This window comes from Bacillus sp. EB106-02-03-XG38, from assembly GCF_058792175.1.
In genome coordinates this window covers 769,637-791,864 of record NZ_JBYTED010000003.1, presented here as the reverse complement: position 1 = coordinate 791,864, position 22,228 = coordinate 769,637, and the positions used below count along the sequence as shown (strand labels likewise).

Below are 22,228 nucleotides of genomic sequence, written 5' to 3'. Positions count from 1 at the left end.
CTTCCCCCTTTTTTCTGGGAGAGAATTCGTGCCCCCTCATATTAGAGGCACGAATTTCACCTTATTTTTTCTTACTATGATTTGCCTCAATATTACCTTTAATTTGCTTCACTGCATTATCAAGTGCTGCTTTTGGTGCCTCTTTTTCCGTAACAACTAATTGAAGCGCATCTCCAGCTGGTTTCCATACTTCTTGCATTTCTGGAATGTTCGGCATTGGAATTCCATTTTCAGATTGTGTTGCAACTGCTTTTGCAGCTTCATTATCTTTAATGATTGGATCTTCCATTACTGCTTTTACTGGAGGAATTTCTTTTGTTTTCTCAAATCGAATTTTTGCGTTCTCTTCATTTGTTACCCATTCAGTGAACTTTGTAGCTAAATCATTTTGTTTAGAGAAACTTGTTACATGCCATCCTTTAACCCCAACAAATGTTTTCATTGGTTGACCGTTTGGTAATTTTGGCATTGGAGCAACGCCATAATCAATTCCGTTCTTTTCCATCGCTTGGAACGCCCATGGACCATTCATGATAGATGCTGCTTTTCCTTCGTTAAATAGGCCATCCGCAGCAGGTCCACCAGATTCACCGATAATACCTTTCGGGAATAACTTTTCTTTGTACCATTTTTGAAGATATTCAGCACCTTGTACTGCTCCGCTATTATTTAATCCAACATCACTTGCATTTGGCTTTCCATCTTTTTCACCAAACACATAACCACCCATACCTGCCATGAATGCATTAGCAAAGTAGAAGTTATCTCCTAATGTTAGGAATCCGTACTTGCCATCTTTCGTAAATTCTTTTGAGAAGTTAAACAGCTCGTCCATCGTTTCTGGTGCTTTTGGCATTAATTTTTTATTGTAAATAAAGATTGGTGTCTCAATTGCTTTTGGTAAACCGTATAATTTTCCGTTATATGTCTGCGCTGCTATTGATGAGTCAGTGAATTTACTCTTTACAGCATCATCAGCCTTCACTTCAGAAAGTAAACCTTCTGTTACTGCGTTTCCGATTTGATCATGTGGCAATGTTACAACGTCTGGTCCAGTCCCCGCTGGTCCATCAAGACGTAACTTCTTCACTTGATCTGTCATTTGCATTTCAACAACTTTTACTTTTACTTTATATTTTTCCTCAAAGCTTTTCACGGCTGGTTCTAAACCAACACCTTTTTTATCATCTTCCCAAACGAGAAGATCGTAATCTTTCTTTGCTTTACTTTCTTCTTTTTTCCCTGAATCTTTCGGTCCACATGCAGATAACATACCAATTGATAATGCTGAAACCGTTAATAATGATAATGCTTTCTTCATCCCAAAAACCTCCCTAAATTGTATATGTACCTTACTAATTGAAAACGTTTGCATTTAATGGTTTAATAGAAGCACAAACAATATCTCAATCTATGAAAACGTTTGCGCTATTTGTCTATCATTATACATTCTTTTATTCATTTTGCAAATATTAATTTTTAAATATTATTACTACACTCCTTATACATTGACTTTATATGAAATGAATACTACTCTTATAAGCAATATTAAAGCTATGTAAAAAGCAATCGTTTGCGACATATGCTTTATTATTATACGTAAGGGAACAATATGTTTAGAGATATTAAAGGGGGATTTTCTATATGCTCAAAGAAGCCATTTATCATAGGCCAAAAGATAATTATGCATACGCTTACGATGAAAAAACGATTCACATCCGAATACGTACGAAAAAAGATGATGTTCAAAGCACCACTCTTATTTATGGTGATCCTTATGATTGGAAAGACGGGAAATGGATTACATCAAGTACACCGATGAAAAAAACCGGTTCTACTGCATTGTTTGATTTTTGGTCTATTTCCATCGAACCAAAATTTAAGCGCTTACGTTATGGATTTGAATTACAAGCGGAGACAGAAACATTTATTTATGCAGAGCGAGGATTTTTTTCCAACATTCCAAATGATGACGTTGGTAACTTTTTTTGTTTCCCATTTATTCATGCACATGATGTATTCAAAGCACCTTCCTGGATTAAAGATACTGTTTGGTATCAAATTTTCCCGGAACGGTTCGCTAATGGAGATCGTGCACTAAATCCAGAAAACACCCTTCCTTGGGGTAGCGCTGAGCCAACTCCAACTAATTTTTTCGGGGGAGATTTTGCTGGTATTATTCAAAACCTTGATTACCTTGTGAAGCTTGGAATTTCAGGAATATATTTCACCCCTATTTTCAAAGCACATTCCAATCATAAATATGACACAATTGACTACATGGAAATCGATCCACAATTTGGCACAAAAGAAACGTTCAAAGAACTCGTTCAGGCATGTCATACACATGGTATAAAAGTAATGCTCGATGCCGTATTTAATCATAGCGGATACTTTTTCGATAAATTTCAAGATGTACTAAAAAATGGTGAGCAGTCAGTATATAAAGAATGGTTCCATATTCATGAGTTCCCAATTCGAACTGAGCCACTTCCAAATTATGATACTTTCGCATTTACACCATTTATGCCTAAATTAAATACAGCACACCCTGATGTAAAAGAGTATTTACTTGAAGTAGGGCGTTATTGGGTAAGAGAGTTCAACATAGACGGTTGGCGCCTTGATGTAGCAAATGAAGTCGACCATAGCTTTTGGAGAGAATTCCGAAGTCAGATAAAGGCATTAAATTCTGAAGTATATATCTTAGGAGAAATTTGGCACGATGCACTTCCATGGCTACAAGGAGATCAATTTGATGCTGTAATGAGCTATCCCGTTACAAATGCTCTACTGTCTTACTTTGCTAACGATTCCATTAAGGCAAATGAATTTATGAAACAAATTACAGAATCTCTACATTCCTACTCTATGAATGTAAATGAAGCAGCATTTCATTTATTAGACAGCCACGATACACCAAGAATATTGACAACATGCAACGGAGATAAAAATAAATTAAAGTTACTTTATGTATTCCACCTTTCTTTCATCGGTTCCCCTTGTATTTATTACGGAGACGAAATTGGTATGGACGGTGGTATGGACCCCGCTTGCCGCAAATGTATGGTTTGGGATACGAAAGAACAAGATCATACATTATTTACACATGTACAAACATTAATTTCATTACGAAAGCAATATAAAGCATTTGGAGGACATGGTACTTTCCAATTCATTGAAGCAAATGATGAACATAATTATATTTCTTATACGAAAACGTATGAAGATGAAACAATCTTTTTCGTTTTAAATCCGACTAACAGTGACATTACAGCTTTACTCCCTCTCCATGTTACCGGAAAGAAAATCATTAACATTTATACAAACGAAGAATTTTCAGCGGAAGCAAGTGTGTTACAAGTTACACTTCCTCCATATGGATTCTCCATATTAAAATGGTAATCAAAAAATCCTTATACCGAAGTGGTATAAGGATTTTTTCTTATTTCAATTTAAATACCATTGCTTCATACGGACGTAATGTCATGTTTTCTATCGACCCACTCACTACGTCGTAATTGTGTATGAGTAACTCTGCATCACTATAACTAATGTCCTCAGGTAATTCAAACACACATTCTTCCGCAGTAAAGTTTGCAATAACAACAAGTTTTTCTTCTCCATATGTTCTTACGTATGCAAAAATAGAAGGATTATTCTCTAATATTAAATCATATGATCCATACACAATAATCTCATTATTTTTACGTAACTCAATTAATTTTTTATAGTAATAAAAAATTGAATCTTTATTTTGAATCGCTTGTTTCACATTGATTTCTTTATAATTAGGATTTACCGTAATCCAAGGCTCACCTGTTGTGAATCCAGCATGATCTTCATCATCCCACTGCATCGGTGTTCTAGCATTATCTCGCCCTTTTATATAGATAGACTGCATCACTTTCTCTATATCTTCACCGCGCTCTATAACTTTTTCCTTATACATATTTAATGTTTCAATATCTCGATATTCATCAATCGATTCGAATCGAACATTCGTCATTCCGATTTCTTCTCCTTGATAAATATACGGTGTCCCTTTCATCATATGAAGCACCGTTGCTAACATTTTCGCAGATTCAATGCGATACGTTTCATCATTCCCAAAACGAGATACAACGCGCGGCTGATCATGGTTATTCCAATACAGACTATTCCAGCCCGTATGCTCTAACGCTTTTTGCCACTTCGTTAAATTCTCTTTTAAAGTAAGGAGTGAACATGGTTTTACATCCCATTTTCCGCCTTCTCCAGAATCTAAATCCATATGTTCAAATTGGAATACCATCTGCAGTTCTTTTCGTTCTTCCCCTGTATACAATTTCGCTTCTTCTGTCGTTACACCAGGCATTTCACCAACCGTCATAATATCATAATGAGACAATACTTCTTCATTCATTTCATGTAAATATTTATGAATGTTTGGACCATTCATAAAGTGCTTATGACCTGAAACATATCCCTCTTCTTCTGTTTCAACAGCTGGCAATCCCTCTTCTTTAGAAATAAAATTAATAACATCCATACGGAAGCCATCAATTCCTTTCTCTAGCCAAAACTTCATCATTTCATAAACATCTTGTCTTACTTTTTCATTATCCCAATTTAAATCTGGCTGTTTTTTAGAAAACAGATGTAAATAATATTCATCTGTCATTTCATCATACTGCCATGCCGATCCACTAAAAGCTGCTCCCCAGTTATTCGGCTCTTTTCCTTCTTTTCCAGGACGCCACATATAGTAATCTCTATATTTATTATCTTTTGATTTACGTGACTCAATAAACCAATTATGTTCATCAGAAGTATGATTCACAACTAGGTCCATCATAAGTTTCATATTACGTTCATGCATTTCATGTAATAGCTCATCCCAATCTTCCATTGTTCCGAACTCATTCATAATTTTACAATAATCACTTATATCATAACCATTATCGTCATTTGGAGATTCATAGACTGGCGATAACCAGATTACATCAATCCCTAATTCTTTTAAGTAATCTAGCTTTGAAATAATACCACGAAGATCTCCAATACCATCACCGTTACTATCCATAAAGCTACGAGGATAAATTTGATATACTACACTTTCTTTCCACCACTGTTTTTCCATTATGCTACCCCATTTCATTCATAATTCGATTTTCTTTTTTAAGGCGCAAACGTTTTCATTAATGAATGATAACAGATTCTATCTTAATTTAAAATAGCGCTTACAACTTTTATTCCTATTTTTCTAAGAAAAAATACGAAAATTACTAATATCCCTCTCATGTATGAAAACGTTTTATTTTTTTGTTTATTTTTTGAATCTATTAGTTTATAATGAACTCAAAGAAAACGTTTGCATAATTATTTCTAGGAGGAAATACCATGGCAGAACTGAAATTAGAAAACATTTATAAAATATATGATAATAACGTAACAGCTGTAACAGACTTCAATTTACACATTCAAGATAAAGAGTTTATCGTATTTGTCGGTCCTTCTGGATGCGGAAAATCTACAACATTACGAATGGTTGCTGGACTTGAAGATATTTCAAAAGGAGAGTTTTCAATTGATGGTAAGCTAATGAATGATGTCCCTCCAAAAGATCGCGATATCGCAATGGTCTTCCAAAACTATGCTCTATATCCACATATGAGTGTGTATGATAATATGGCATTTGGATTAAAACTTAGAAAAATACCAAAAGATGAAATCGATCGTCGTGTGAAAGATGCAGCAAAAATTTTAGGACTGGAACAATATTTAGATAGAAAACCGAAAGCATTATCCGGCGGACAACGTCAACGTGTTGCATTAGGGAGAGCAATTGTTCGAGACGCGAAAGTGTTCTTAATGGATGAGCCTTTATCTAACTTAGACGCTAAATTACGTGTTGCAATGCGCTCAGAAATTTCTAAGCTACACCATCGCCTTGGAACGACAACAATCTATGTAACACATGATCAAACTGAAGCAATGACAATGGCTTCTCGTCTCGTTGTTATGAAGGACGGAAAGATTCAACAAATTGGAACTCCAAAAGAAGTATATGAAACACCTGAAAATATTTTCGTTGGTGGATTTATCGGCTCTCCAGCGATGAATTTCTTCCGTGGTAAATTAACTGAAACCGATTTCGTTATAGACAATACAATAAAAATTAAAGTAACTGAAGGAAAAATGAAGATGTTACGTGAACAAGGCTATGTAAATAAAGAGATTGTTTTAGGTATTCGTCCTGAAGACATTCATGATGAACTATTATTTTTAGAAGCTTCACAACCTACTGCCTTTACAACAAAAATCGAAGTTGCTGAATTGTTAGGTGCTGAATCTATTTTATATATGAAACTGGGAGATCAAGATTTTGCAGCACGTGTTGATGCAAGACATACATTTTCACCTGGTGACCAAATTAAACTAGCCTTTGATATGAATAAAGCACATTTCTTTGATAGCCAAACTGAACAACGTATTCGTTAAAAAGTAATTTTTCCTATATCATATACAAAAAAACCGTCCACATATTTTGAGGGCGGTTTTCATTATTATACGAGGGTTTCTACTGTATGAAATGATTGTCCTTTCGTGCCAATAATACCGAAAATCGGTAAGTCACTCAGCACCACTTCTTCTTGCTGTTTCATAAAAGATGACGTTAATTGTTTTATCTCTATCCATACGTCATTAATACAAAGTACATTGGAATCGTTCTCTTGTTGGCGTGAAAAAATAGAATCTATTTTATATAAACCAGCATTTTGAAAAAGCATATCAATGCGACTAAATGCATGCAAAGTAATGCTGATTACGCGTTGCCAATCTCCTTGCTTGTCCATATCATAGGATACAAAAAGTGCTTCTCCGCCTAGATTCGTAATTTCCTCTACTGTTGCTTGTCCACTTTCTTGATCAATGTCCGTCACAATTACTTTTGCGCCTTGTTTAGCCAACAAAAGAGCTGTATTACGTCCAATACCGATGCCACCGCCAGTTACGATGGCAACTTTTCCTGCAAGCTTCATTTTCATTACCCCTTCTATAAGTCTTACCGTTATTCAGTATACTGCTTTATGAGATTAGTCTGCAAGCAAGAAAAGTTGCTCTTTTATTTGTAAGCGATTACTTTTTTACTCCTTCTTTTTTCCTACTATTACGCTGATCGAAAACTAAACCGATGAAAATTAAAATCCCCCAAAAGATTACACTACCTCCAGTCATTTCAAATTCCCCCCTATTATATAAAGATATTATTTTCATCATTATAACATTTTCTTAATTTTCAATCTATTTAAACCGAAAATGATATTATTACATAAATTGTATTTATATAATAAAAAAAGACCTTCTTATTTTATGTATAAAAAGGTCTTTTTTCCTTATACAAGACTTATTACTTTCGTTTTTGCAATTAAATCCTGAAAACCACAATTATCTTTGCGGAATAACATCATATATACGTTACATAATATTGGAATTCCAAGTAGCAATATGTTCGGTAATAGCAATACAAAAAATCGTATCGTTAATGTTTGTATTGTTAACTTTTCACTCTTCAATGAAATTAATTTTATTCTCGTTACCTTTTTACCAAGTGTAACACCGTTCCAAATAAAGGGTACCAAAATAAAATATATCGCCATTAATATAAAAACTACTGCGAGATCATATCTATAATCACCAAAACTAATATTAAAGCGATCAAAAATAGCACTATAATTTCCAGTCATAATAGCTACTACTGCACCATACATAACCGAGATTAAAAACATGTCAATTAGGGAAGCACCTATGCGGTTCATTACAAGCGCTGGACGATGCATCTTTAACTTCATTTTTATGTCGACTCCTTCATATCCTTCTTTACCCGTCTCATCGTACCACTTCTAAAAAACATTGTAAACTAGCGTTTCGCTTACTTTTCTTGTACAATGTGTTACAACAGCATTGTAAAGGAGGTTCCCATATTGAAAAAATGGATAATCCTATTCGTCGCATTTCTATTAGCCGGTTGTGCTGGAAATACAAATCATATAACTTATACGATTAACGATGAATACGAACTCATACGTACTTCTGGAAATGCATTTGAACTTTTCCCATCTCAAGATGCTGTCTATGCCACACAATACATTCCTGCAAAAGTTACAGACATAGCCTGGGATGATAAATACATTATCGCAAAACAAACTGAGGAAAAGTCAGATCCGAATAACCCTGACGGAGCAATTGCAAATAAAAAAAGTGAGCATTATTGGATTATTGACGTAAAGCATAATAAACGTTTTGGCCCCTATAATGAAAAGCAATTTAATGAACAAAAAGATGCGTTTAAAATTAAGGTGCCTTTTCAAAGTGTAGATTCATACATAAAAGAACAGAAAAAACAGTCAGCATAGTATTTTAAGTGCTGACTGTTTTTTCTCACATATATTAAAAAAACTTACTCAGAAAATGAGATGTTAAAAGTTTGTGGCTCTTTTACAACATCTTGCGTTTCTGTATCTGCTGCGATTACATTATCTGTTGTAAATTTAATATCCTTTACCTTTTCTTTTCCATCATCAAGTATTAGGCCGATAATACCATCTCTCGTTTCACCAGGCTTGTAGTCTTCCCTTGATACATTTTTTGTACCAACGAGCGTATCTTCATCATATAAAAAGTTTTGAGTTGCTACTTTAAAATGTTGCTTATCATTAATAGCAACATCATTCATAGAGAAAAATTGCATATTTTTATTCCCGGTATTTTCCACCTTATATGTAATTTCAACGTAACGAATCGTATCACTAATCTCTGTTCCACTTAGCGATGCATATAACTCCGCATCTTCTTGACTTACTTTATCTCCTAATCTACGCTTTACTTCTTCAGGAGTTAATGCCGTATATACTTTTAATGTATTTTTTGCACCTTCACTCATCTGTGATAAAGAGATTACTTTCACACCTTGTACGTGAATTTTCATTGGTGCTACTTCAAATGTTTGATTCACCGTATAAATCTGCTCTAACTTAAAAGTACCCCAACCTGTTTCTTTCACTTTTTGTCCCACTTTTTTCAGCTCACGCCCGCCGTATTCTTTTGTTTCAGGAATAGATTCTTTCTTCTTCGGTTCAACTTTCTTTTCTTCTTGATGGAAGCAGCCACTTAACATAAGAAGAAAACTACATAAAACAAAAATATTTTTCCATGCTTTCATCATATAATTTCTCCTAACACTATCATTCATTAATATTAATTAGTCCTTTGCTTTGTAAACTATAGAAACAATGAGAAGTCCACAAAACGAACTTGTCAGTCCAGATACTATTATACCTCCTATTTGGAAAATATGAAAATAGGGATCTACGAACGCGTGAACGACAAATATAAGAGCTGCCATAATGATTGCCGCAATCCAATACTTCCTTTTTTCTGAAGCTATCATAATATCTTTCCCTGTTTCATCTTTATACTTCCATAGTACGTATACTAGTAATAATAAACCAACAAATGTACTCCCGTGTTGCATATATTTATACACTGGAATACTATGTAATTCTCTTTGTAAAAAGGGTATCTTCATAACGAAGTAGCCCGTATGATGAGTAAACGCATCCCAAACGACATGCGTGAGCATACCAAATAAAGCAGAATAGCAAAATACAAAGAAATCCTTCCATGTATGAAGCCCCCACCTCTCATCTACTGCATATGTATAGTAGCCAGCAAACGGTTTAGGTAAATGTGTTATAAACGGCTTTTTTAAAATGTAATGATATATATATGCGAGCAGAAATACAAGTGGTAAATTTAAATACAAGAACCCAAGCCATGTATGGCCAATAACACCATACGGTCTAAAGTGTAAAAAATATTCAAAGTCAGGCGCCATACTCCCTAATATAAGAGCCGTTACTGAAATATATTTGGACTGCTTTTTCACAAAAGGAAGGACTGCTGCTGGATGCGCAAATGTAAACGGCATGTTTTAACTCCTTTTTATAATTACAATAGATTACATACTATCATAACGACATGAATAATCTACATGCAATATTTATTTTCACATTGGAATATGATAGTTTACATGATATAATCCACATAAAATATTCAGAAAATAAGAAGGACTCATGTGCCATTAACAATGGTATTTGCTACTTTTTTAGAATCAAAATCCGTTATGAATTGAGGTTTATATATTGATTGACGTACCCTTTTTAAAAAATGTCACATTAAAAAAAGAAAGTATCCCTAGTTTTTCCGCATATCCTTACTGTTTACCGGCTATCCGAACATTACACTCACTAGCTTTCCACCCAAATGTAACATTCATTATTGGAGAAAATGGAACAGGTAAATCAACATTACTCGAAGCAATTGCTATCGCTTTAGGATTTAATGCAGAAGGTGGAACGAAGAACTTCCGCTTTAGTACAAACGATTCACATTCATCTTTACATGAATACCTTCGTATTTCAAAAAGTTTCAATACACCAAACGACGGTTTCTTTCTTCGCGCTGAATCATTTTATAACGTTGCTTCTTATATTGATGAAATAGATGCTATAAAATCTTATGGCGGTGTTTCACTTCACGAACAATCCCATGGTGAATCATTCTTTTCATTATTTATGAATCGTTTTTCAGGACAAGGTTTATACATTTTAGATGAGCCTGAGGCTGCTTTATCACCAATGAGACAACTTTCCATGCTTATTCGAATGCATGAACTAGCGGAACAAGGTTCACAATTTGTTATCGCGACGCATTCTCCTATTTTAATGGCTTATCCTGAATCCACTATATATTCTTTAACACAAGAAGGAATTCACGAATCCGCCTTAGAAGAAACAGAGCATTACCAAACGACAAAACTTTTCTTTGAAAATCGTGATCGATTATTTCATCATTTATTTGATTCGTGAACTATTCACTATTTAGCAAGGTTTGAGGAAGAAGAATTCTTTCGGTAAATTCGTTAAAAAAAGAAGCAGCGATTGCTGCTTCTTTTTATAGTGCTTCTATAAATAGTGCTACCCCAATACCGCCGCCGACGCATAGAGAGGCAATCCCTTTTTCTAATCCACGTCTCTTCAATTCATGAATTAAACTTACAGTGATACGAGCTCCTGTACAACCGATTGGATGTCCAAGTCCTACACCACTACCGTTTACATTCACTTTTTCACGATCCAGACCTAATTCTTTCTCTACAGCTAAGTATTGCGCAGCGAAAGCTTCATTAATTTCCAGTAAATCTGCATCTTCTAATGACCAATCTACTTTTTCTAATCCTTTACGGATTGCTGGTGCTGGTCCGATACCCATAATTTTCGGATCTACTCCAGCTACTGAATATCCAACAATTCTAGCTAACGGTTGTAAGCCTTTTTCTTTCGCTTTTTCTTCGCTCATTAATACTAGAACCGCACTTCCGTCATTCAGGCCAGATGCATTCCCTGCAGTAACTGAGCCGTCTTTACGGAAAGCTGGTTTTAATCCTGCTAATTTTTCTGCTGTAATATCAGCACGTGGATGTTCATCCTTTGAAAATACTACTTCTTTTCTACGTTCTTTTATTGTAATAGGAACAATTTGATCGTCAAAGTATCCAGACTCGATTGCCTTCAGTGCCAATGTATGACTGCGAAGAGCAACTTCATCTTGTTCCTCTCTTGTAATTTCATATTGTTCAACTAAATTTTCCGCTGTTTCCCCCATCATAATATGATGAATCGGATCTTCTAACACTTCCCACACCGTATCACGAATTTCTCCGTGCTGTAGGCGTTGTCCCCAGCGGTGTTGTTTCAATGCATAAGGGCTTGAACTCATTGCTTCTACTCCACCTGCAATTACAACATCACTTACACCTAATTGAATTTGCATTGCAGCTGACATAATTGCTTGCATACCTGAAGAACATTGGCGTTGGATTGTATATCCTGTAACTGTGTCAGGAAATCCTGCCGCTAATGCAGCTGTTCTTGCCGTATTTGCTTCATCAGTTCTTTGAATACAATGACCTAAAATCACTTCATCAACTTCGTGTGGTTCTACCCCGCCTCGTTTTACAGCTTCCTGAAGTACAGGAACAGCTAATTCTACTGGCGTTACATTTTTTAGCGCTCCCCCAAAAGTTCCAATTGGTGAACGAACTGCAGCTGTAATAACAACATTATGCATTTTGCACTTGCCCCTCTCTTATGTACCCTAGTCAGTTTTTAGGTGAAATTCCATAAGATGTATGTCTACAACTATCATACTATAAACATACTAAAAAATCAAAATATTTAATATAATAAAAATAGAAGGAATTACCCTTCTATTCTGTCAATGCGTATAAAAATTTTTGTAAAATTTTCTCTGTCGTTTCATTTAATTTTGGTAACTTATCTACCGGAAAATATTGAAGCTTCAATCCCTCATGATCAAGCCTCAATTCTCCACTCACATGATGCCCCTGATACAGATGAATGACATTAAAAATTTCATCCCCATTAGGATAACGGAAATATACTTCTTTTCCTGAAAGGACACCAAGAAATTGCATAATTTTTGCTTGTAAGCCCGTCTCTTCGAATAACTCTCTACGAGCAGTTTCTTCTGTCGTTTCTCCTAGTTCCATCGCGCCGCCAGGTACACCCCAATCATATGTATCTGAACGATATTGAAGCAATACTTCTTGATTATCATTTAATATAATGATTGCTGATCCAACGAGAATAAGTGGCCTTGTCCCAACGACTTTGCGTAACTCTTCAATATACCCCAATATGTAAACTCTCCTTTCCTCACCCTCCCTTATCATAACAAAATTTTTCTCCTTTTGTTGATGTAATTTCCAAGAAAAAAAAGGAAGTTTTCGCTTCCTTTTTTTCCATTTCTATTTCTTAAAACTTTCATATTTTACAGCTTCAAAAGCTTCTTCAATTTCATCATTACGATAATGGACGTATGTAAAACGCCCTAATTCTACTAACCTTGCTATTTCTTGTAACGCTTTCTGTTGCTCATACGTTTCCTCCAGCTTAATATGTACATAAAACTTCATCAACGGATGTTCATATAAAGGTTCTCCCACCTCTACATATACATCTCCAACCCCTTGTACCACTCTTACATAACTTGCAAATTGATAAAGAGCTTCTCTGTCTGAAACGATTTTTAATGTATACATATATTCTCCCCCTTTTCTTTACTATATCAAAAAGATGGTCACACTACGTTAAAGAACTATGAATTTTTTTCGACTTGTAATAAACAAGGCTTTTATCCATACATAGGGTCTTTTCCCAACATATATTATAGGAAGAATTTTTTCAGTTGAGGTGTTCCTTATGGATCCATACGTCAATATATGTATTTGCATTACTCCAGGCGCCAATATTTCTGATGACCGTATCGCAAAAGATTTAGCAGTTGCAGAGTCAATCTGGCACCCGATTACATTTCAAATTAAAGAAGTAATTATTTTAAATGAACTTTTCCGTTTTTCTGACCGTGAAATTAGTTATAAAAACTCTATTCAAAGTCAGGAAAAATTATCATCCTTTTTCCAAACGTGTGTAAATGAAGCTCCTGAATGCGACCTTTACATTTGTTATATTGGCAGTGATTATTTCAAAGAAACAGCCGTAATTGCCTGCGCTTACTCTTTAGCAAAACAACAGCAACTTACTGGTTATATCGTGTTAACAAATTCAGCTGCTCCTATGAAAAATATATATACACTCGCTCACGAAATAGGTCATATTTTATTTACAAGACGTGTTCACGGAAAACTTACTCACGCAGATCCTCATTCCCCAACTGGCTCAGAGCACCATCCTTCTCCAACAAATCTTATGTATCCTATCGTACCTCGTCCTGAAAATGTCCATATTCAATCCCTATTAACGAACGAACAAAAAGCACTCTCTTTACAAAGTTCTTTATTACAAAGAAAAAAACAGTAACAATCTTGTTACTGTTTAAAACAACTTATTCCAATCTATAAACCAAAGCCCGGCTGCTAGAAATAAAAATAAGCAACTAAATATAAACGTAATCCCTCTAAAAATCCCTATATAATATTTCTTTGGAAATAATTTTTTGCATATCCAAAGCAGCCCTTTTCCTATTAAACCGGAGAACAAAACATAACCCGATGTGCCATCTAATAAAGTATCGAAATAATCATCGTGTACCTTTTTCGAAAAGGTATTATATAGCCCCAAAATCGTTAAACCTAAAAATATAGTAGACAATATACCTAGAAATATACTTTGCATGTTTGTTCCCCCCCTTAATAAAAAATCCAGTTCGTTCACTAGTAATATAAAACTAACTTACACTTTTTCTCTCTTCAATTTTTAAAGACCATCTCATTAATCCATATATACTTCCATACATAAGTAATATCTTTGCAATTCCCCAAAATACATTTTTTTCTTCTAATCCTTTAAATATAAACATAATCGCTAAAGGAACAATTAGTATCAAAACCCCCATCCAACCAAGGACATATACTTCTCCAACGAAAAGTAATAAAAAGATACTTGCCGCTAATATATATGTTTGCATTGTCGACAATTGCAAAATAGGTGTACCGTACCATTTATCAACAAACATCAATAATACTAATAATAAAATGGGAACCATTACTATTATGTAAATAATCCCGAACGCTACAAATTTATTTTTAAAAGAAGACATTCTAAACGCAACAATGGTTCCAATAATTGTAATGATTAAGACGATAGGATAGCCAATTAACTGTATATTCGTTAGTGTAAATTGCTGATTTGGATTATTAAATAAAATATGAGTTAATATCCAATACCCGCCAATACCAATAATCATTCCTAAAATACTTTTTATACTCCCGCCTTTATCCTTTTCCATCTCTTTCGCTAATTCTTCCGCATATTCTTTTGGTGAATCACCGAATATATCACTTACCGTCTTTCCCTCTTTCTCACCTTCTATTAAATGAAGCTCTGCATCTTCTATAAAAGCATCAACATCTTCTTCTTTCATTCCTTTTGTTATTAAATATACTTTCGTATCGATTAAAAACTTTTCACCCTCTTTAGAAATTTGCATGATAATCCCTCCCTCATTTAACCGCTTCTCTTCTATTCGTCTTCATCATAATTTCAAGGAAAATTAAAATAAACAAACTTCCGTATAAACATATAATTTGAAATAACATTGGCACGAGATCTTCTGATGTAAATGTTTTAAACAGTAACATAATCGAAAGTGGAATAATTAAATATAAGTTTTTAAACCATCCATCAAAATACATATTTACCGCTACTGTAATGATAAAAATACCACCAGCTAATAAATAACTTTGCATTTGAGTGAATATAAACATTTTTGTAGGATATATCACATCTAGTACCGTAATAACTCCCATTAAAAACATTGGCGCTATCATAACTAAAAACCACATAGAAAACCACGTTTTTGTAAAGCTTGTTACGAAGGTCATTTTACGAAGTAGAAAATTAGGACCCATAACAACTAAAATCAATGACAAACTATACCCAACGCACTGAATAAGTGACATCTGTAATAATCCGTTATTCACTATTAGAATAGAAGCAATAATCCAAAACGATACGATATTCATTACTGTAAAACCAATTTGCTTCCACGTTTCCTGTCTATCCTTTTCCATTACTTTTACAAGTTCATTTGCATATTCTTTCGGTGAGCTTCCGAAAACATCTTCTACACTTTTCCCATCACTCTCACCTTCTATTAAATGAAGTTCTGCATCTTCTATAAAATTTTCAATATCGCTTTCTTTCACACCCTTTGCCGTTAAAAATAATCTCATATCTAATAAAAACTTTCGTGCTTCACTTGATAGCATTATTTTTTACTCCCCTTCCCTTCAAGTAGACGCTCTACACTACTTTGCATCGCTTCCCAGCGATCCATAAATTCATTAAGTGCTTCCTCGCCTTTTTCTGTTAATGTATAATATTTTCGCTTTGGACCAGATGGAGATTCCTTCATTACACTTGTTATTAATCCTTCCTTTTGCATTCGTATTAATAACGGATAAATACTTCCCTCACTCGCCATTGTAAAGCCATACTTTGCTAGCTTTTCACTCATTTCATAACCGTATATTTCACCTTCAGAAATAATAGCAAGTAAGCATCCTTCTAAAATTCCTTTCAGCATTTGACTTGTCGACATAATTCAAATCCTCCCACTATCTTGTTTTACAAGATAGATAAGCGTAAGTATCTTGCTTTACAAAATAGTATAGCAGAGACTATTTTGCAAAACAAGATAGCTAATAATTTTTTCCAAATCTTTGCAGGATTTTTAATATCCCCCCTCTAAATAGAGCAATATGAGAACTTTATTAGGAAGGGATGTTTTTCATCATGGTTACAAATCGAGTTGTTTTTTTAACAGGCGCTGCAAGTGGTATTGGTTATGAAATGGGAAATGCTTTTGCAAAAGAAGGTGCAAAAGTTGTTATTACCGATCGTCTTGAAGAACGGGCAAAAGAAGCTGCTGAACAATTACAAAAAGAAGGCTACCAAGCTATTGGTTTGAAATGTGATGTTACATCTGAAGAAGAAATTACAGCTGCAATATCTCAAACAGTTAATCATTTCGGTTCATTACATATATTAATTAACAACGCAGGGATGCAACACGTTTCACCAATTGAAGATTTTCCAACTGAAAAGTTCGAATTACTTATTAAAATTATGCAAATCGCCCCTTTTATCGCAATGAAGCATGCTTTCCCGATCATGAAAAAGCAAATGTATGGTCGTATTATTAATGTCGCCTCCATTAATGGTCTCGTTGGATTTGCAGGGAAATCCGCCTACAATAGCGCAAAACATGGCGTAATTGGATTAACAAAAGTTGCCGCTTTAGAAGGTGCTACTCATGGAATTACCGTTAACGCCCTTTGTCCTGGTTATGTCGATACCCCTCTCGTACGTAATCAACTACAAGATTTAGCTACGACACGAAACGTACCACTTGAAAATGTTTTAGAGGATGTCATTTATCCACTTGTACCACAAAAACGCTTATTACAAGTACAAGAAATCGCGGATTATGCTATATTTTTAGCGAGCGAAAAAGCGAAAGGTATAACAGGTCAAGCTGTCGTTATCGATGGTGGTTATACTGCTCAATAAAAAATAAAGTTTGCTCACGAAGAGCAAACTTTATTTTTTATCGCTAGGACCTTCCTACTTTAGTAATTGTTTAGGGAGTTTTTCGATTGCAACAATTACCCCATCTAATTTACTTTCGATACGGTGGAGTAAATATAATGTTACAACAATCGGAAATCCTACATTACCTACCATCCTGATCCACTCTTCCATCTTTTACGCCTCCTTTCATTATATAAATAAGAGAAAAGAAAACATTTAGGCATAAAAAAAGACAAGCCATTATGTATTAGCTTGTCTTTCAAATAATGATGCAATTTCCTGTTTATAATTTCCTCGTATAATACCTTTCTCAGTAATAATACCTGTAATTAATTCGTTTAGTGTTACGTCAAATGCAGGATTATAAACAGTAGTTCCAATTGGTGCCACTTGTTTCCCAAAAATTTTCGTAACTTCTGTTTCGTCTCTTTCTTCAATAACTATTTCAGCGCCTGTTTGTTTCGTAATATCAAATGTCGATAGCGGAGCTGCAACGTAGAACGGGATATCGAAATACTTTGCTAATATTGCTAAATTCATTGTTCCGATTTTATTTGCCGTATCTCCATTTGCGACAATTCGGTCCGCTCCTACAATAATCGCGTTTATTTCCTTCGTTTGAATAGCATGCGCTGCTGTATTATCTGTAATAAGAGTTACATCAATATTGGCCTGTTTCAATTCCCAAGTCGTTAAACGCCCGCCTTGTAAAACCGGTCTCGTTTCACACGCATACGCATGTAACCGTACACCTTTTTCTTTCCCAATATAAAACGGCGCTAATGCAGTACCATATCTAGCAGTTGCGATACTGCCAGCGTTACAAATTGTTAAAATGTTATCACCGTCTTTAAAACATGATAATGCATGTTCTCCAATACTCCGGCATACCGCTTCATCTTCTTGTTGAATGCGAAGCGCTTCTTCTTCTAATATTTTTTGTGCTTCTTTTATTGTAGTAATTTCTCGAATCGATTCTCTCATGCGATCGATTGCCCAAAATAAATTGACTGCTGTCGGGCGCGACGTTCCTAAATAATTACAATCTCTATTAAACTTCTTTTGAAATTCTTCAATATGTAAAGCAGTATATTTTTTTGATGCAAGTGCCAAGCCAAATGCAGCTACAATTCCAATTGCAGGTGCTCCTCGTACTTCTAGCATAACAATACTTTTCCATACCTCTTCAATCGTCGTTAATGTTTTGTATTCTGTACTATGCGGTAACTTTGTTTGATTTAATACTGCAATGGCATCACCTTTCCAACTGACAGACCTCGGAATAGTAACAATTGTACTCATGCTTTTACCCCTCCAGAAACTGTCTGTTGAAATAATGTTCGGAACAGTTGAATATCAGCGTTCTTAGATTCATATTTTATTAGTTCTTTACCTAAAGATAGCGCTTGTTTCTTCGCTTGAATTCTCGTTTCTTTATTCGCTATTTCATCTAAATCCGCTACATGCGCTAATCCAATTGTTCTGCGGATAAGCTCACATCCAGCGAATCCAACGGCATCCGTAAAAATATTTTGCAAAATAATCGGCAACCATTGTTTCTCTTTCGTATATGCTTCTACACCTTCTCCAATCCATAACTTCGTAAAAGCTTCTACAAAATAACTCCATGTTTTCTCAACATGGAAAAATAGCACATTTCTTTTTTCCTCTTCACGTGATAACGCATTTAATAATAAATTGGCAATAAATTGACCAAGATCAAATCCAAATGGGCCATATGTTGCAAATTCCGGATCAATCACTTTCGTTTCAGAAGGCGATGAAAAAATACTACCAGTATGTAAATCACCATGAATAAGCGCTTCTTTTCTCGTTAAAAATTTATATTTATACTGTGCGACTTTTAACTTTAAAGTTTTATCACTCCACAATTCATCAACCGCTAGTTGTAACTCTGGCTCATAATCATTCGTATCGTAATGACCGAACGGATCTGTAAACACTAAATCCTCTGTAATTTTGCAAAGATCTGGGTTTACAAATGTACCTTCTAGCACTCTTTTCTCTTCTGACTCTAATCCGAAATCTGATGTATAAAACAAAACATGCGCTAGAAAACGACCAATATGTTGGGATAAAAGTGGGTACTCCTCCCCGTCTATTAATCCTCTTCTTGTAATTGTTAACCTTGATAAGTCTTCTATTACTATTACGGCTAACTTTTCATCATGGCTATACACTACCGGCACATAGTCTGGCACATATTTCGCAAAAATTTGTAATGCTTTACTTTCAATCGTCGCTCTTTTTATAGACAATGGCCAGCTCTCACCAACTACTTTCGCATATGGCAATGCTTGTTTTAATATAATTGACCTCTCTCCATCATCTAATTTGAACACGTAATTTAAATTTCCATCTCCAATTTCATAACAAACTACATTTGCTTTCTTTTCAAAATAACCGTGTTCTTTCGCATATTGTATGGCTGTCGTTTCAGTTAATGAATAATATCCCATTGTCTTCTCCCCCTTTTTTTAATTCAGAGGTTTTTCTAACACAGAAAAACCTCTTTCCACTAAGAAAGAGGTTTGAAGTTTATCTTCTCCCCTCTTATCTGCCAGAAAGTATACTTTCTGCTGGAATTAGCACCGTGCCTTTTGGCGTAAATAAACGCCCCATTTCACAATGGTATTACGGTCGGTTGCTGGGCTTCATCGGGCCAAATCCCTCCACCTGCTCTTGATAAGAGTTGTATAATTTTTTGAATTTTTAGCTTTATGTTGAAGACTATACCAAGAATAAAAATCACTTGTCAACATTTTATTTGTATAATTCTGGACGACGATCTGCAAAAACTGGAATTCCTTTGCGTACTTCTTTAATTTTCTCAAAATGAAGCTCTCCAAATAAAATGGATTCTTCTTCATTCGCTTCTACAACAACTTCTCCCCAAGGATCGACAATTAAAGAGTGACCGGCAAACTCATTATTCGGATCCTTTCCTGCCCTATTACATGCTACAACATAACATTGATTCTCAATTGCTCTTGCTTGCAATAGTAAACGCCAATGTGCTAAACGAACTAATGGCCATTCTGCTACAACAAATAAAACTTTTGCCCCTTTAGCAGTATGAACGCGCATCCATTCTGGAAAACGAATATCATAACAAATTGTGCCGGCGCACTCTACATCATCTAACTTAAATTCACCTGTACTATTTCCAGCTATTAAATATTTATGTTCATCCATCAGCTGAAATAAATGCACTTTACTATATTCATTGACTAGTTCTCCTTTATTCGTTACCACATACATTGTATTTGTAACCCCTTGCTCTGTTTGCTTCGCAATAGAACCACCGACAATATGTACACCATATTGTTTCGACCATTCTTTCAGCTTTTCTTTCGTTTCTAATCCATCCCTATCTGCAATTTCAGAGAGTCTCGTTAAATCATATCCTGTTGTCCATAATTCTGGTAAGACAATAACATCTGGTCTTTCTTTCATCGCTTCGCTTATTTTATTTTTAGCATTCTCAATATTTTTTTCTACATCACCAAAGACAATATCCATTTGAATACATGCGACTTTCATTTTGTCAGCCCCATTCTTAATTTTTTCTTTACAAAATACTGGAAAGATTATATCATTTGTCACTAGAATTGTAACAACTTTCAAAAGAGGTGGAAAGTATGAAATTATTTCAACCTTCTGAGATAGTAACATCATTGCCAACACAATTTTTCGCTTCACTTGTTGCAAAAGTTAACAAAGTCGTAGCAGCGGGTCACGATGTTATTAATCTAGGTCAAGGTAATCCAGATCAACCAACACCGCAGCATATCGTAAAAGCTTTACAAGATGCTGCAGAAAAGACCATTCATCATAAATATCCGCCATTTCGCGGACATGAAAGTTTAAAAGAAGCCGTGGCAACATTCTATCAACGTGAATATGATGTAGTAGTAAATCCAAAAACAGAAGTTGCTATTTTGTTTGGCGGAAAAGCTGGATTAGTAGAATTACCAGTTTGCTTTACAAACCCTGGTGATACGATTCTCGTTCCCGATCCAGGCTATCCAGATTATTTATCAGGTGTTGCTTTAGCAAAAGCACAATTTGAAACAATGCCACTACTTGCAGAAAATAATTTTTTACCAGATTATACAAAAATTGATGACTCTACCGCTGAGCGTGCAAAGTTAATGTTTTTAAACTACCCAAATAATCCTACTGGTGCTACTGCATCAAAAGAATTCTTTGAAGAAACCATTGATTTTGCTAATGAACATAATATATTAGTTGTTCATGATTTTGCTTACGGCGCTATTGGATTTGATGGTCAAAAGCCCGTGAGTTTCTTACAAGCAGACGGTGCCAAAGATACAGGAATTGAAATTTATACTCTATCGAAAACTTTCAATATGGCTGGATGGCGTATCGCTTTTGCAGTAGGGAATGAAAGTGTCATTGAAACCATTAACTTATTACAAGATCATATGTATGTTAGTATTTTTGGTGCCGTTCAAGATGCAGCACGCGAAGCGCTCTTAAGCTCGCAATCTTGCGTCGTAGAACTTGTTAATCGCTATGAATCTCGCAGGAATGCTCTTATAGAAGCTTGTCATGCAATCGGTTGGAATGTTGACATTCCAACGGGCTCATTTTTTGCATGGCTTCCTGTTCCGAAAGGATATACCTCTGAGCAATTTTCTAATATTTTACTAGAAAAAGCACACGTTGCAGTTGCTCCTGGTGTTGGATTTGGTGAGCATGGCGAAGGGTATGTCCGCGTTGGTCTCTTGCATACAGAAGATAGATTACGAGAAGCCATTACTCGAATTGATAAATTAAATTTTTTCAAAAAGTAATTGACAACATGAAAAATATCTGACAAAATTCAGTTATCTTAAAAATTTAAACATTTCTAAATACTTCTTATCAAGAGCAGGTGGAGGGACGAGCCCGACGAAACCCGGCAACCGATCTACAATTGTAGACACGGTGCTAATTCTCGCAGCATTACGCTGACAGATAAGGAGCTGGTTGTAAAAAAACCTCTCCTTAGCTGAGAGGTT

Annotated in this window: 25 protein-coding genes and 2 riboswitches; of the genes, 7 read left to right on the top strand and 18 right to left on the bottom strand. The window is 35.1% G+C overall.

The genetic code is table 11. The features are described 5' to 3' along the window. Nucleotides 1–61: 61 nt before the first annotated feature. Complete coding sequence (locus AC3WTI_RS18735) at nt 62–1,321, bottom strand: extracellular solute-binding protein (RefSeq protein ID WP_087956793.1); 1,260 nt, start codon at nt 1,319–1,321, stop codon at nt 62–64. A gap of 323 nt (nt 1,322–1,644) precedes the next feature. Between AC3WTI_RS18735 and AC3WTI_RS18730 the strand changes: the two genes are divergently transcribed. Then, entirely contained in the window at nt 1,645–3,405 is a 1,761-nt protein-coding gene (locus tag AC3WTI_RS18730; protein WP_097841167.1) for an alpha-glycosidase, read from the top strand. A gap of 40 nt (nt 3,406–3,445) precedes the next feature. On the opposite strand, the gene malL is transcribed toward AC3WTI_RS18730, so the two are convergent. Then, entirely contained in the window at nt 3,446–5,122 is a 1,677-nt protein-coding gene (gene malL, locus AC3WTI_RS18725; protein ID WP_087956795.1) for an oligo-1,6-glucosidase, read from the bottom strand. 260 nt (nt 5,123–5,382) lie between these two features. Here malL and AC3WTI_RS18720 point away from each other — a divergent pair, with 260 nt between their 5' ends. Next, nucleotides 5,383–6,483, top strand: coding sequence for an ABC transporter ATP-binding protein (locus AC3WTI_RS18720; RefSeq protein ID WP_087956796.1), 1,101 nt, complete (start codon nt 5,383–5,385; stop codon nt 6,481–6,483). Between the two features lie 65 nt (nt 6,484–6,548). Here the strand turns inward: AC3WTI_RS18720 and AC3WTI_RS18715 are convergent, their stop codons facing one another. From AC3WTI_RS18715 to AC3WTI_RS18705, 3 genes are all read right to left on the bottom strand, one after another. Further along, nucleotides 6,549–7,058 (bottom strand): SDR family NAD(P)-dependent oxidoreductase, encoded by a 510-nt coding sequence (locus AC3WTI_RS18715; RefSeq protein ID WP_087956797.1) that lies wholly within the window; start codon nt 7,056–7,058, stop codon nt 6,549–6,551. A gap of 64 nt (nt 7,059–7,122) precedes the next feature. Beyond that, a complete protein-coding gene (locus AC3WTI_RS18710; protein WP_000145659.1) occupies nt 7,123–7,221 on the bottom strand; it encodes a hypothetical protein in 99 nt (32 codons plus the stop codon). A gap of 158 nt (nt 7,222–7,379) precedes the next feature. Further along, nucleotides 7,380–7,835 carry an RDD family protein gene (locus tag AC3WTI_RS18705; protein WP_087956798.1) on the bottom strand — a complete coding sequence of 152 codons (456 nt, stop codon included), beginning with the start codon at nt 7,833–7,835 and terminating at the stop codon, nt 7,380–7,382. Nucleotides 7,836–7,967: 132 nt separating this feature from the next. Here AC3WTI_RS18705 and AC3WTI_RS18700 point away from each other — a divergent pair, with 132 nt between their 5' ends. Then, nucleotides 7,968–8,399: a DUF3997 domain-containing protein gene (locus tag AC3WTI_RS18700; protein ID WP_087956799.1), complete on the top strand. Its 432-nt coding sequence runs from the start codon at nt 7,968–7,970 to the stop codon at nt 8,397–8,399. A gap of 44 nt (nt 8,400–8,443) precedes the next feature. Here AC3WTI_RS18700 and AC3WTI_RS18695 read toward each other — a convergent pair whose 3' ends face one another. Next, the gene (locus AC3WTI_RS18695; protein WP_097841168.1) at nt 8,444–9,208 is read right to left on the bottom strand and encodes a hypothetical protein; all 765 of its coding nucleotides are present in this window, start codon (nt 9,206–9,208) and stop codon (nt 8,444–8,446) included. Between the two features lie 36 nt (nt 9,209–9,244). Further along, nucleotides 9,245–9,973, bottom strand: a complete 729-nt coding sequence (locus AC3WTI_RS18690) for a DUF4184 family protein (protein ID WP_097841169.1) — start codon at nt 9,971–9,973, stop codon at nt 9,245–9,247. A 214-nt stretch (nt 9,974–10,187) separates the two neighbouring features. On the opposite strand from AC3WTI_RS18690, the gene AC3WTI_RS18685 reads away from it, so the two are divergent. Then, nucleotides 10,188–10,913: an AAA family ATPase gene (locus AC3WTI_RS18685; RefSeq protein ID WP_087956802.1), complete on the top strand. Its 726-nt coding sequence runs from the start codon at nt 10,188–10,190 to the stop codon at nt 10,911–10,913. Nucleotides 10,914–10,998: 85 nt separating this feature from the next. On the opposite strand, the gene AC3WTI_RS18680 is transcribed toward AC3WTI_RS18685, so the two are convergent. From AC3WTI_RS18680 to AC3WTI_RS18670, 3 genes are all read right to left on the bottom strand, one after another. Next, nucleotides 10,999–12,174, bottom strand: coding sequence for an acetyl-CoA C-acetyltransferase (locus tag AC3WTI_RS18680; RefSeq protein ID WP_002194058.1), 1,176 nt, complete (start codon nt 12,172–12,174; stop codon nt 10,999–11,001). Between the two features lie 139 nt (nt 12,175–12,313). Continuing rightward, nucleotides 12,314–12,763 (bottom strand): NUDIX hydrolase, encoded by a 450-nt coding sequence (locus AC3WTI_RS18675; RefSeq protein ID WP_142286701.1) that lies wholly within the window; start codon nt 12,761–12,763, stop codon nt 12,314–12,316. Between the two features lie 111 nt (nt 12,764–12,874). Next, nucleotides 12,875–13,168 carry a DUF3928 family protein gene (locus tag AC3WTI_RS18670; RefSeq protein ID WP_097841170.1) on the bottom strand — a complete coding sequence of 98 codons (294 nt, stop codon included), beginning with the start codon at nt 13,166–13,168 and terminating at the stop codon, nt 12,875–12,877. A gap of 160 nt (nt 13,169–13,328) precedes the next feature. On the opposite strand from AC3WTI_RS18670, the gene AC3WTI_RS18665 reads away from it, so the two are divergent. Beyond that, on the top strand, nt 13,329–13,946 hold the full coding sequence (locus tag AC3WTI_RS18665) for an ImmA/IrrE family metallo-endopeptidase (RefSeq protein WP_087956804.1): 618 nt from the start codon (nt 13,329–13,331) through the stop codon (nt 13,944–13,946). 15 nt (nt 13,947–13,961) lie between these two features. On the opposite strand, the gene AC3WTI_RS18660 is transcribed toward AC3WTI_RS18665, so the two are convergent. Genes AC3WTI_RS18660 through AC3WTI_RS18645 form a run of 4 tightly spaced genes read right to left on the bottom strand, consistent with a single transcriptional unit; the run spans nt 13,962 to nt 16,188 of the window. Continuing rightward, nucleotides 13,962–14,261 carry a DNA-binding protein gene (locus tag AC3WTI_RS18660; RefSeq protein ID WP_087956805.1) on the bottom strand — a complete coding sequence of 100 codons (300 nt, stop codon included), beginning with the start codon at nt 14,259–14,261 and terminating at the stop codon, nt 13,962–13,964. 52 nt (nt 14,262–14,313) lie between these two features. Beyond that, nucleotides 14,314–15,075: a DUF1129 domain-containing protein gene (locus AC3WTI_RS18655; RefSeq protein WP_097841171.1), complete on the bottom strand. Its 762-nt coding sequence runs from the start codon at nt 15,073–15,075 to the stop codon at nt 14,314–14,316. 13 nt (nt 15,076–15,088) lie between these two features. Next, complete coding sequence (locus tag AC3WTI_RS18650) at nt 15,089–15,856, bottom strand: DUF1129 domain-containing protein (protein ID WP_097841172.1); 768 nt, start codon at nt 15,854–15,856, stop codon at nt 15,089–15,091. Continuing rightward, nucleotides 15,856–16,188, bottom strand: a complete 333-nt coding sequence (locus AC3WTI_RS18645; RefSeq protein ID WP_063263329.1) for a PadR family transcriptional regulator — start codon at nt 16,186–16,188, stop codon at nt 15,856–15,858. The genes AC3WTI_RS18650 and AC3WTI_RS18645 overlap by 1 nt, the downstream gene beginning before the upstream one ends. Before the next feature lie 194 nt (nt 16,189–16,382). On the opposite strand from AC3WTI_RS18645, the gene AC3WTI_RS18640 reads away from it, so the two are divergent. Beyond that, nucleotides 16,383–17,159, top strand: coding sequence for a 3-hydroxybutyrate dehydrogenase (locus AC3WTI_RS18640; protein ID WP_097841173.1), 777 nt, complete (start codon nt 16,383–16,385; stop codon nt 17,157–17,159). Nucleotides 17,160–17,213: 54 nt separating this feature from the next. On the opposite strand, the gene AC3WTI_RS18635 is transcribed toward AC3WTI_RS18640, so the two are convergent. From AC3WTI_RS18635 to AC3WTI_RS18620, 4 genes are all read right to left on the bottom strand, one after another. Then, nucleotides 17,214–17,351 (bottom strand): YvrJ family protein, encoded by a 138-nt coding sequence (locus tag AC3WTI_RS18635; protein ID WP_000393345.1) that lies wholly within the window; start codon nt 17,349–17,351, stop codon nt 17,214–17,216. A 69-nt stretch (nt 17,352–17,420) separates the two neighbouring features. Next, on the bottom strand, nt 17,421–18,482 hold the full coding sequence (mtnA, locus tag AC3WTI_RS18630) for an S-methyl-5-thioribose-1-phosphate isomerase (RefSeq protein ID WP_097841174.1): 1,062 nt from the start codon (nt 18,480–18,482) through the stop codon (nt 17,421–17,423). Beyond that, entirely contained in the window at nt 18,479–19,660 is a 1,182-nt protein-coding gene (gene mtnK / locus AC3WTI_RS18625; RefSeq protein WP_097841175.1) for an S-methyl-5-thioribose kinase, read from the bottom strand. The genes mtnA and mtnK overlap by 4 nt, the downstream gene beginning before the upstream one ends. A gap of 91 nt (nt 19,661–19,751) precedes the next feature. After that, nucleotides 19,752–19,893, bottom strand: a riboswitch (SAM riboswitch). A 71-nt stretch (nt 19,894–19,964) separates the two neighbouring features. After that, nucleotides 19,965–20,828: a carbon-nitrogen family hydrolase gene (locus AC3WTI_RS18620; RefSeq protein WP_142286706.1), complete on the bottom strand. Its 864-nt coding sequence runs from the start codon at nt 20,826–20,828 to the stop codon at nt 19,965–19,967. A gap of 14 nt (nt 20,829–20,842) precedes the next feature. On the opposite strand from AC3WTI_RS18620, the gene AC3WTI_RS18615 reads away from it, so the two are divergent. Further along, complete coding sequence (locus AC3WTI_RS18615; protein ID WP_097841176.1) at nt 20,843–22,021, top strand: pyridoxal phosphate-dependent aminotransferase; 1,179 nt, start codon at nt 20,843–20,845, stop codon at nt 22,019–22,021. 64 nt (nt 22,022–22,085) lie between these two features. Then, nucleotides 22,086–22,191, top strand: a riboswitch (SAM riboswitch). Nucleotides 22,192–22,228 lie beyond the last annotated feature (37 nt).

What these genes read in the sequence shown, in the direction of transcription:
- AC3WTI_RS18735 (WP_087956793.1), bottom strand. Translation starts at nt 1,321, where the DNA reads ATGAAGAAAGCATTATCATTATTAACGGTTTCAGCATTATCAATTGGT.
- AC3WTI_RS18730 (WP_097841167.1), top strand. Translation starts at nt 1,645, where the DNA reads ATGCTCAAAGAAGCCATTTATCATAGGCCAAAAGATAATTATGCATAC.
- malL (WP_087956795.1), bottom strand. Translation starts at nt 5,122, where the DNA reads ATGGAAAAACAGTGGTGGAAAGAAAGTGTAGTATATCAAATTTATCCT.
- AC3WTI_RS18720 (WP_087956796.1), top strand. Translation starts at nt 5,383, where the DNA reads ATGGCAGAACTGAAATTAGAAAACATTTATAAAATATATGATAATAAC.
- AC3WTI_RS18710 (WP_000145659.1), bottom strand. Translation starts at nt 7,221, where the DNA reads ATGACTGGAGGTAGTGTAATCTTTTGGGGGATTTTAATTTTCATCGGT.
- AC3WTI_RS18705 (WP_087956798.1), bottom strand. Translation starts at nt 7,835, where the DNA reads ATGAAGTTAAAGATGCATCGTCCAGCGCTTGTAATGAACCGCATAGGT.
- AC3WTI_RS18695 (WP_097841168.1), bottom strand. Translation starts at nt 9,208, where the DNA reads ATGATGAAAGCATGGAAAAATATTTTTGTTTTATGTAGTTTTCTTCTT.
- AC3WTI_RS18690 (WP_097841169.1), bottom strand. Translation starts at nt 9,973, where the DNA reads ATGCCGTTTACATTTGCGCATCCAGCAGCAGTCCTTCCTTTTGTGAAA.
- AC3WTI_RS18680 (WP_002194058.1), bottom strand. Translation starts at nt 12,174, where the DNA reads ATGCATAATGTTGTTATTACAGCTGCAGTTCGTTCACCAATTGGAACT.
- AC3WTI_RS18670 (WP_097841170.1), bottom strand. Translation starts at nt 13,168, where the DNA reads ATGTATACATTAAAAATCGTTTCAGACAGAGAAGCTCTTTATCAATTT.
- AC3WTI_RS18665 (WP_087956804.1), top strand. Translation starts at nt 13,329, where the DNA reads ATGGATCCATACGTCAATATATGTATTTGCATTACTCCAGGCGCCAAT.
- AC3WTI_RS18660 (WP_087956805.1), bottom strand. Translation starts at nt 14,261, where the DNA reads ATGCAAAGTATATTTCTAGGTATATTGTCTACTATATTTTTAGGTTTA.
- AC3WTI_RS18655 (WP_097841171.1), bottom strand. Translation starts at nt 15,075, where the DNA reads ATGCAAATTTCTAAAGAGGGTGAAAAGTTTTTAATCGATACGAAAGTA.
- AC3WTI_RS18650 (WP_097841172.1), bottom strand. Translation starts at nt 15,856, where the DNA reads ATGCTATCAAGTGAAGCACGAAAGTTTTTATTAGATATGAGATTATTT.
- AC3WTI_RS18645 (WP_063263329.1), bottom strand. Translation starts at nt 16,188, where the DNA reads ATGTCGACAAGTCAAATGCTGAAAGGAATTTTAGAAGGATGCTTACTT.
- AC3WTI_RS18640 (WP_097841173.1), top strand. Translation starts at nt 16,383, where the DNA reads ATGGTTACAAATCGAGTTGTTTTTTTAACAGGCGCTGCAAGTGGTATT.
- AC3WTI_RS18635 (WP_000393345.1), bottom strand. Translation starts at nt 17,351, where the DNA reads ATGGAAGAGTGGATCAGGATGGTAGGTAATGTAGGATTTCCGATTGTT.
- mtnA (WP_097841174.1), bottom strand. Translation starts at nt 18,482, where the DNA reads ATGAGTACAATTGTTACTATTCCGAGGTCTGTCAGTTGGAAAGGTGAT.
- mtnK (WP_097841175.1), bottom strand. Translation starts at nt 19,660, where the DNA reads ATGGGATATTATTCATTAACTGAAACGACAGCCATACAATATGCGAAA.
- AC3WTI_RS18615 (WP_097841176.1), top strand. Translation starts at nt 20,843, where the DNA reads ATGAAATTATTTCAACCTTCTGAGATAGTAACATCATTGCCAACACAA.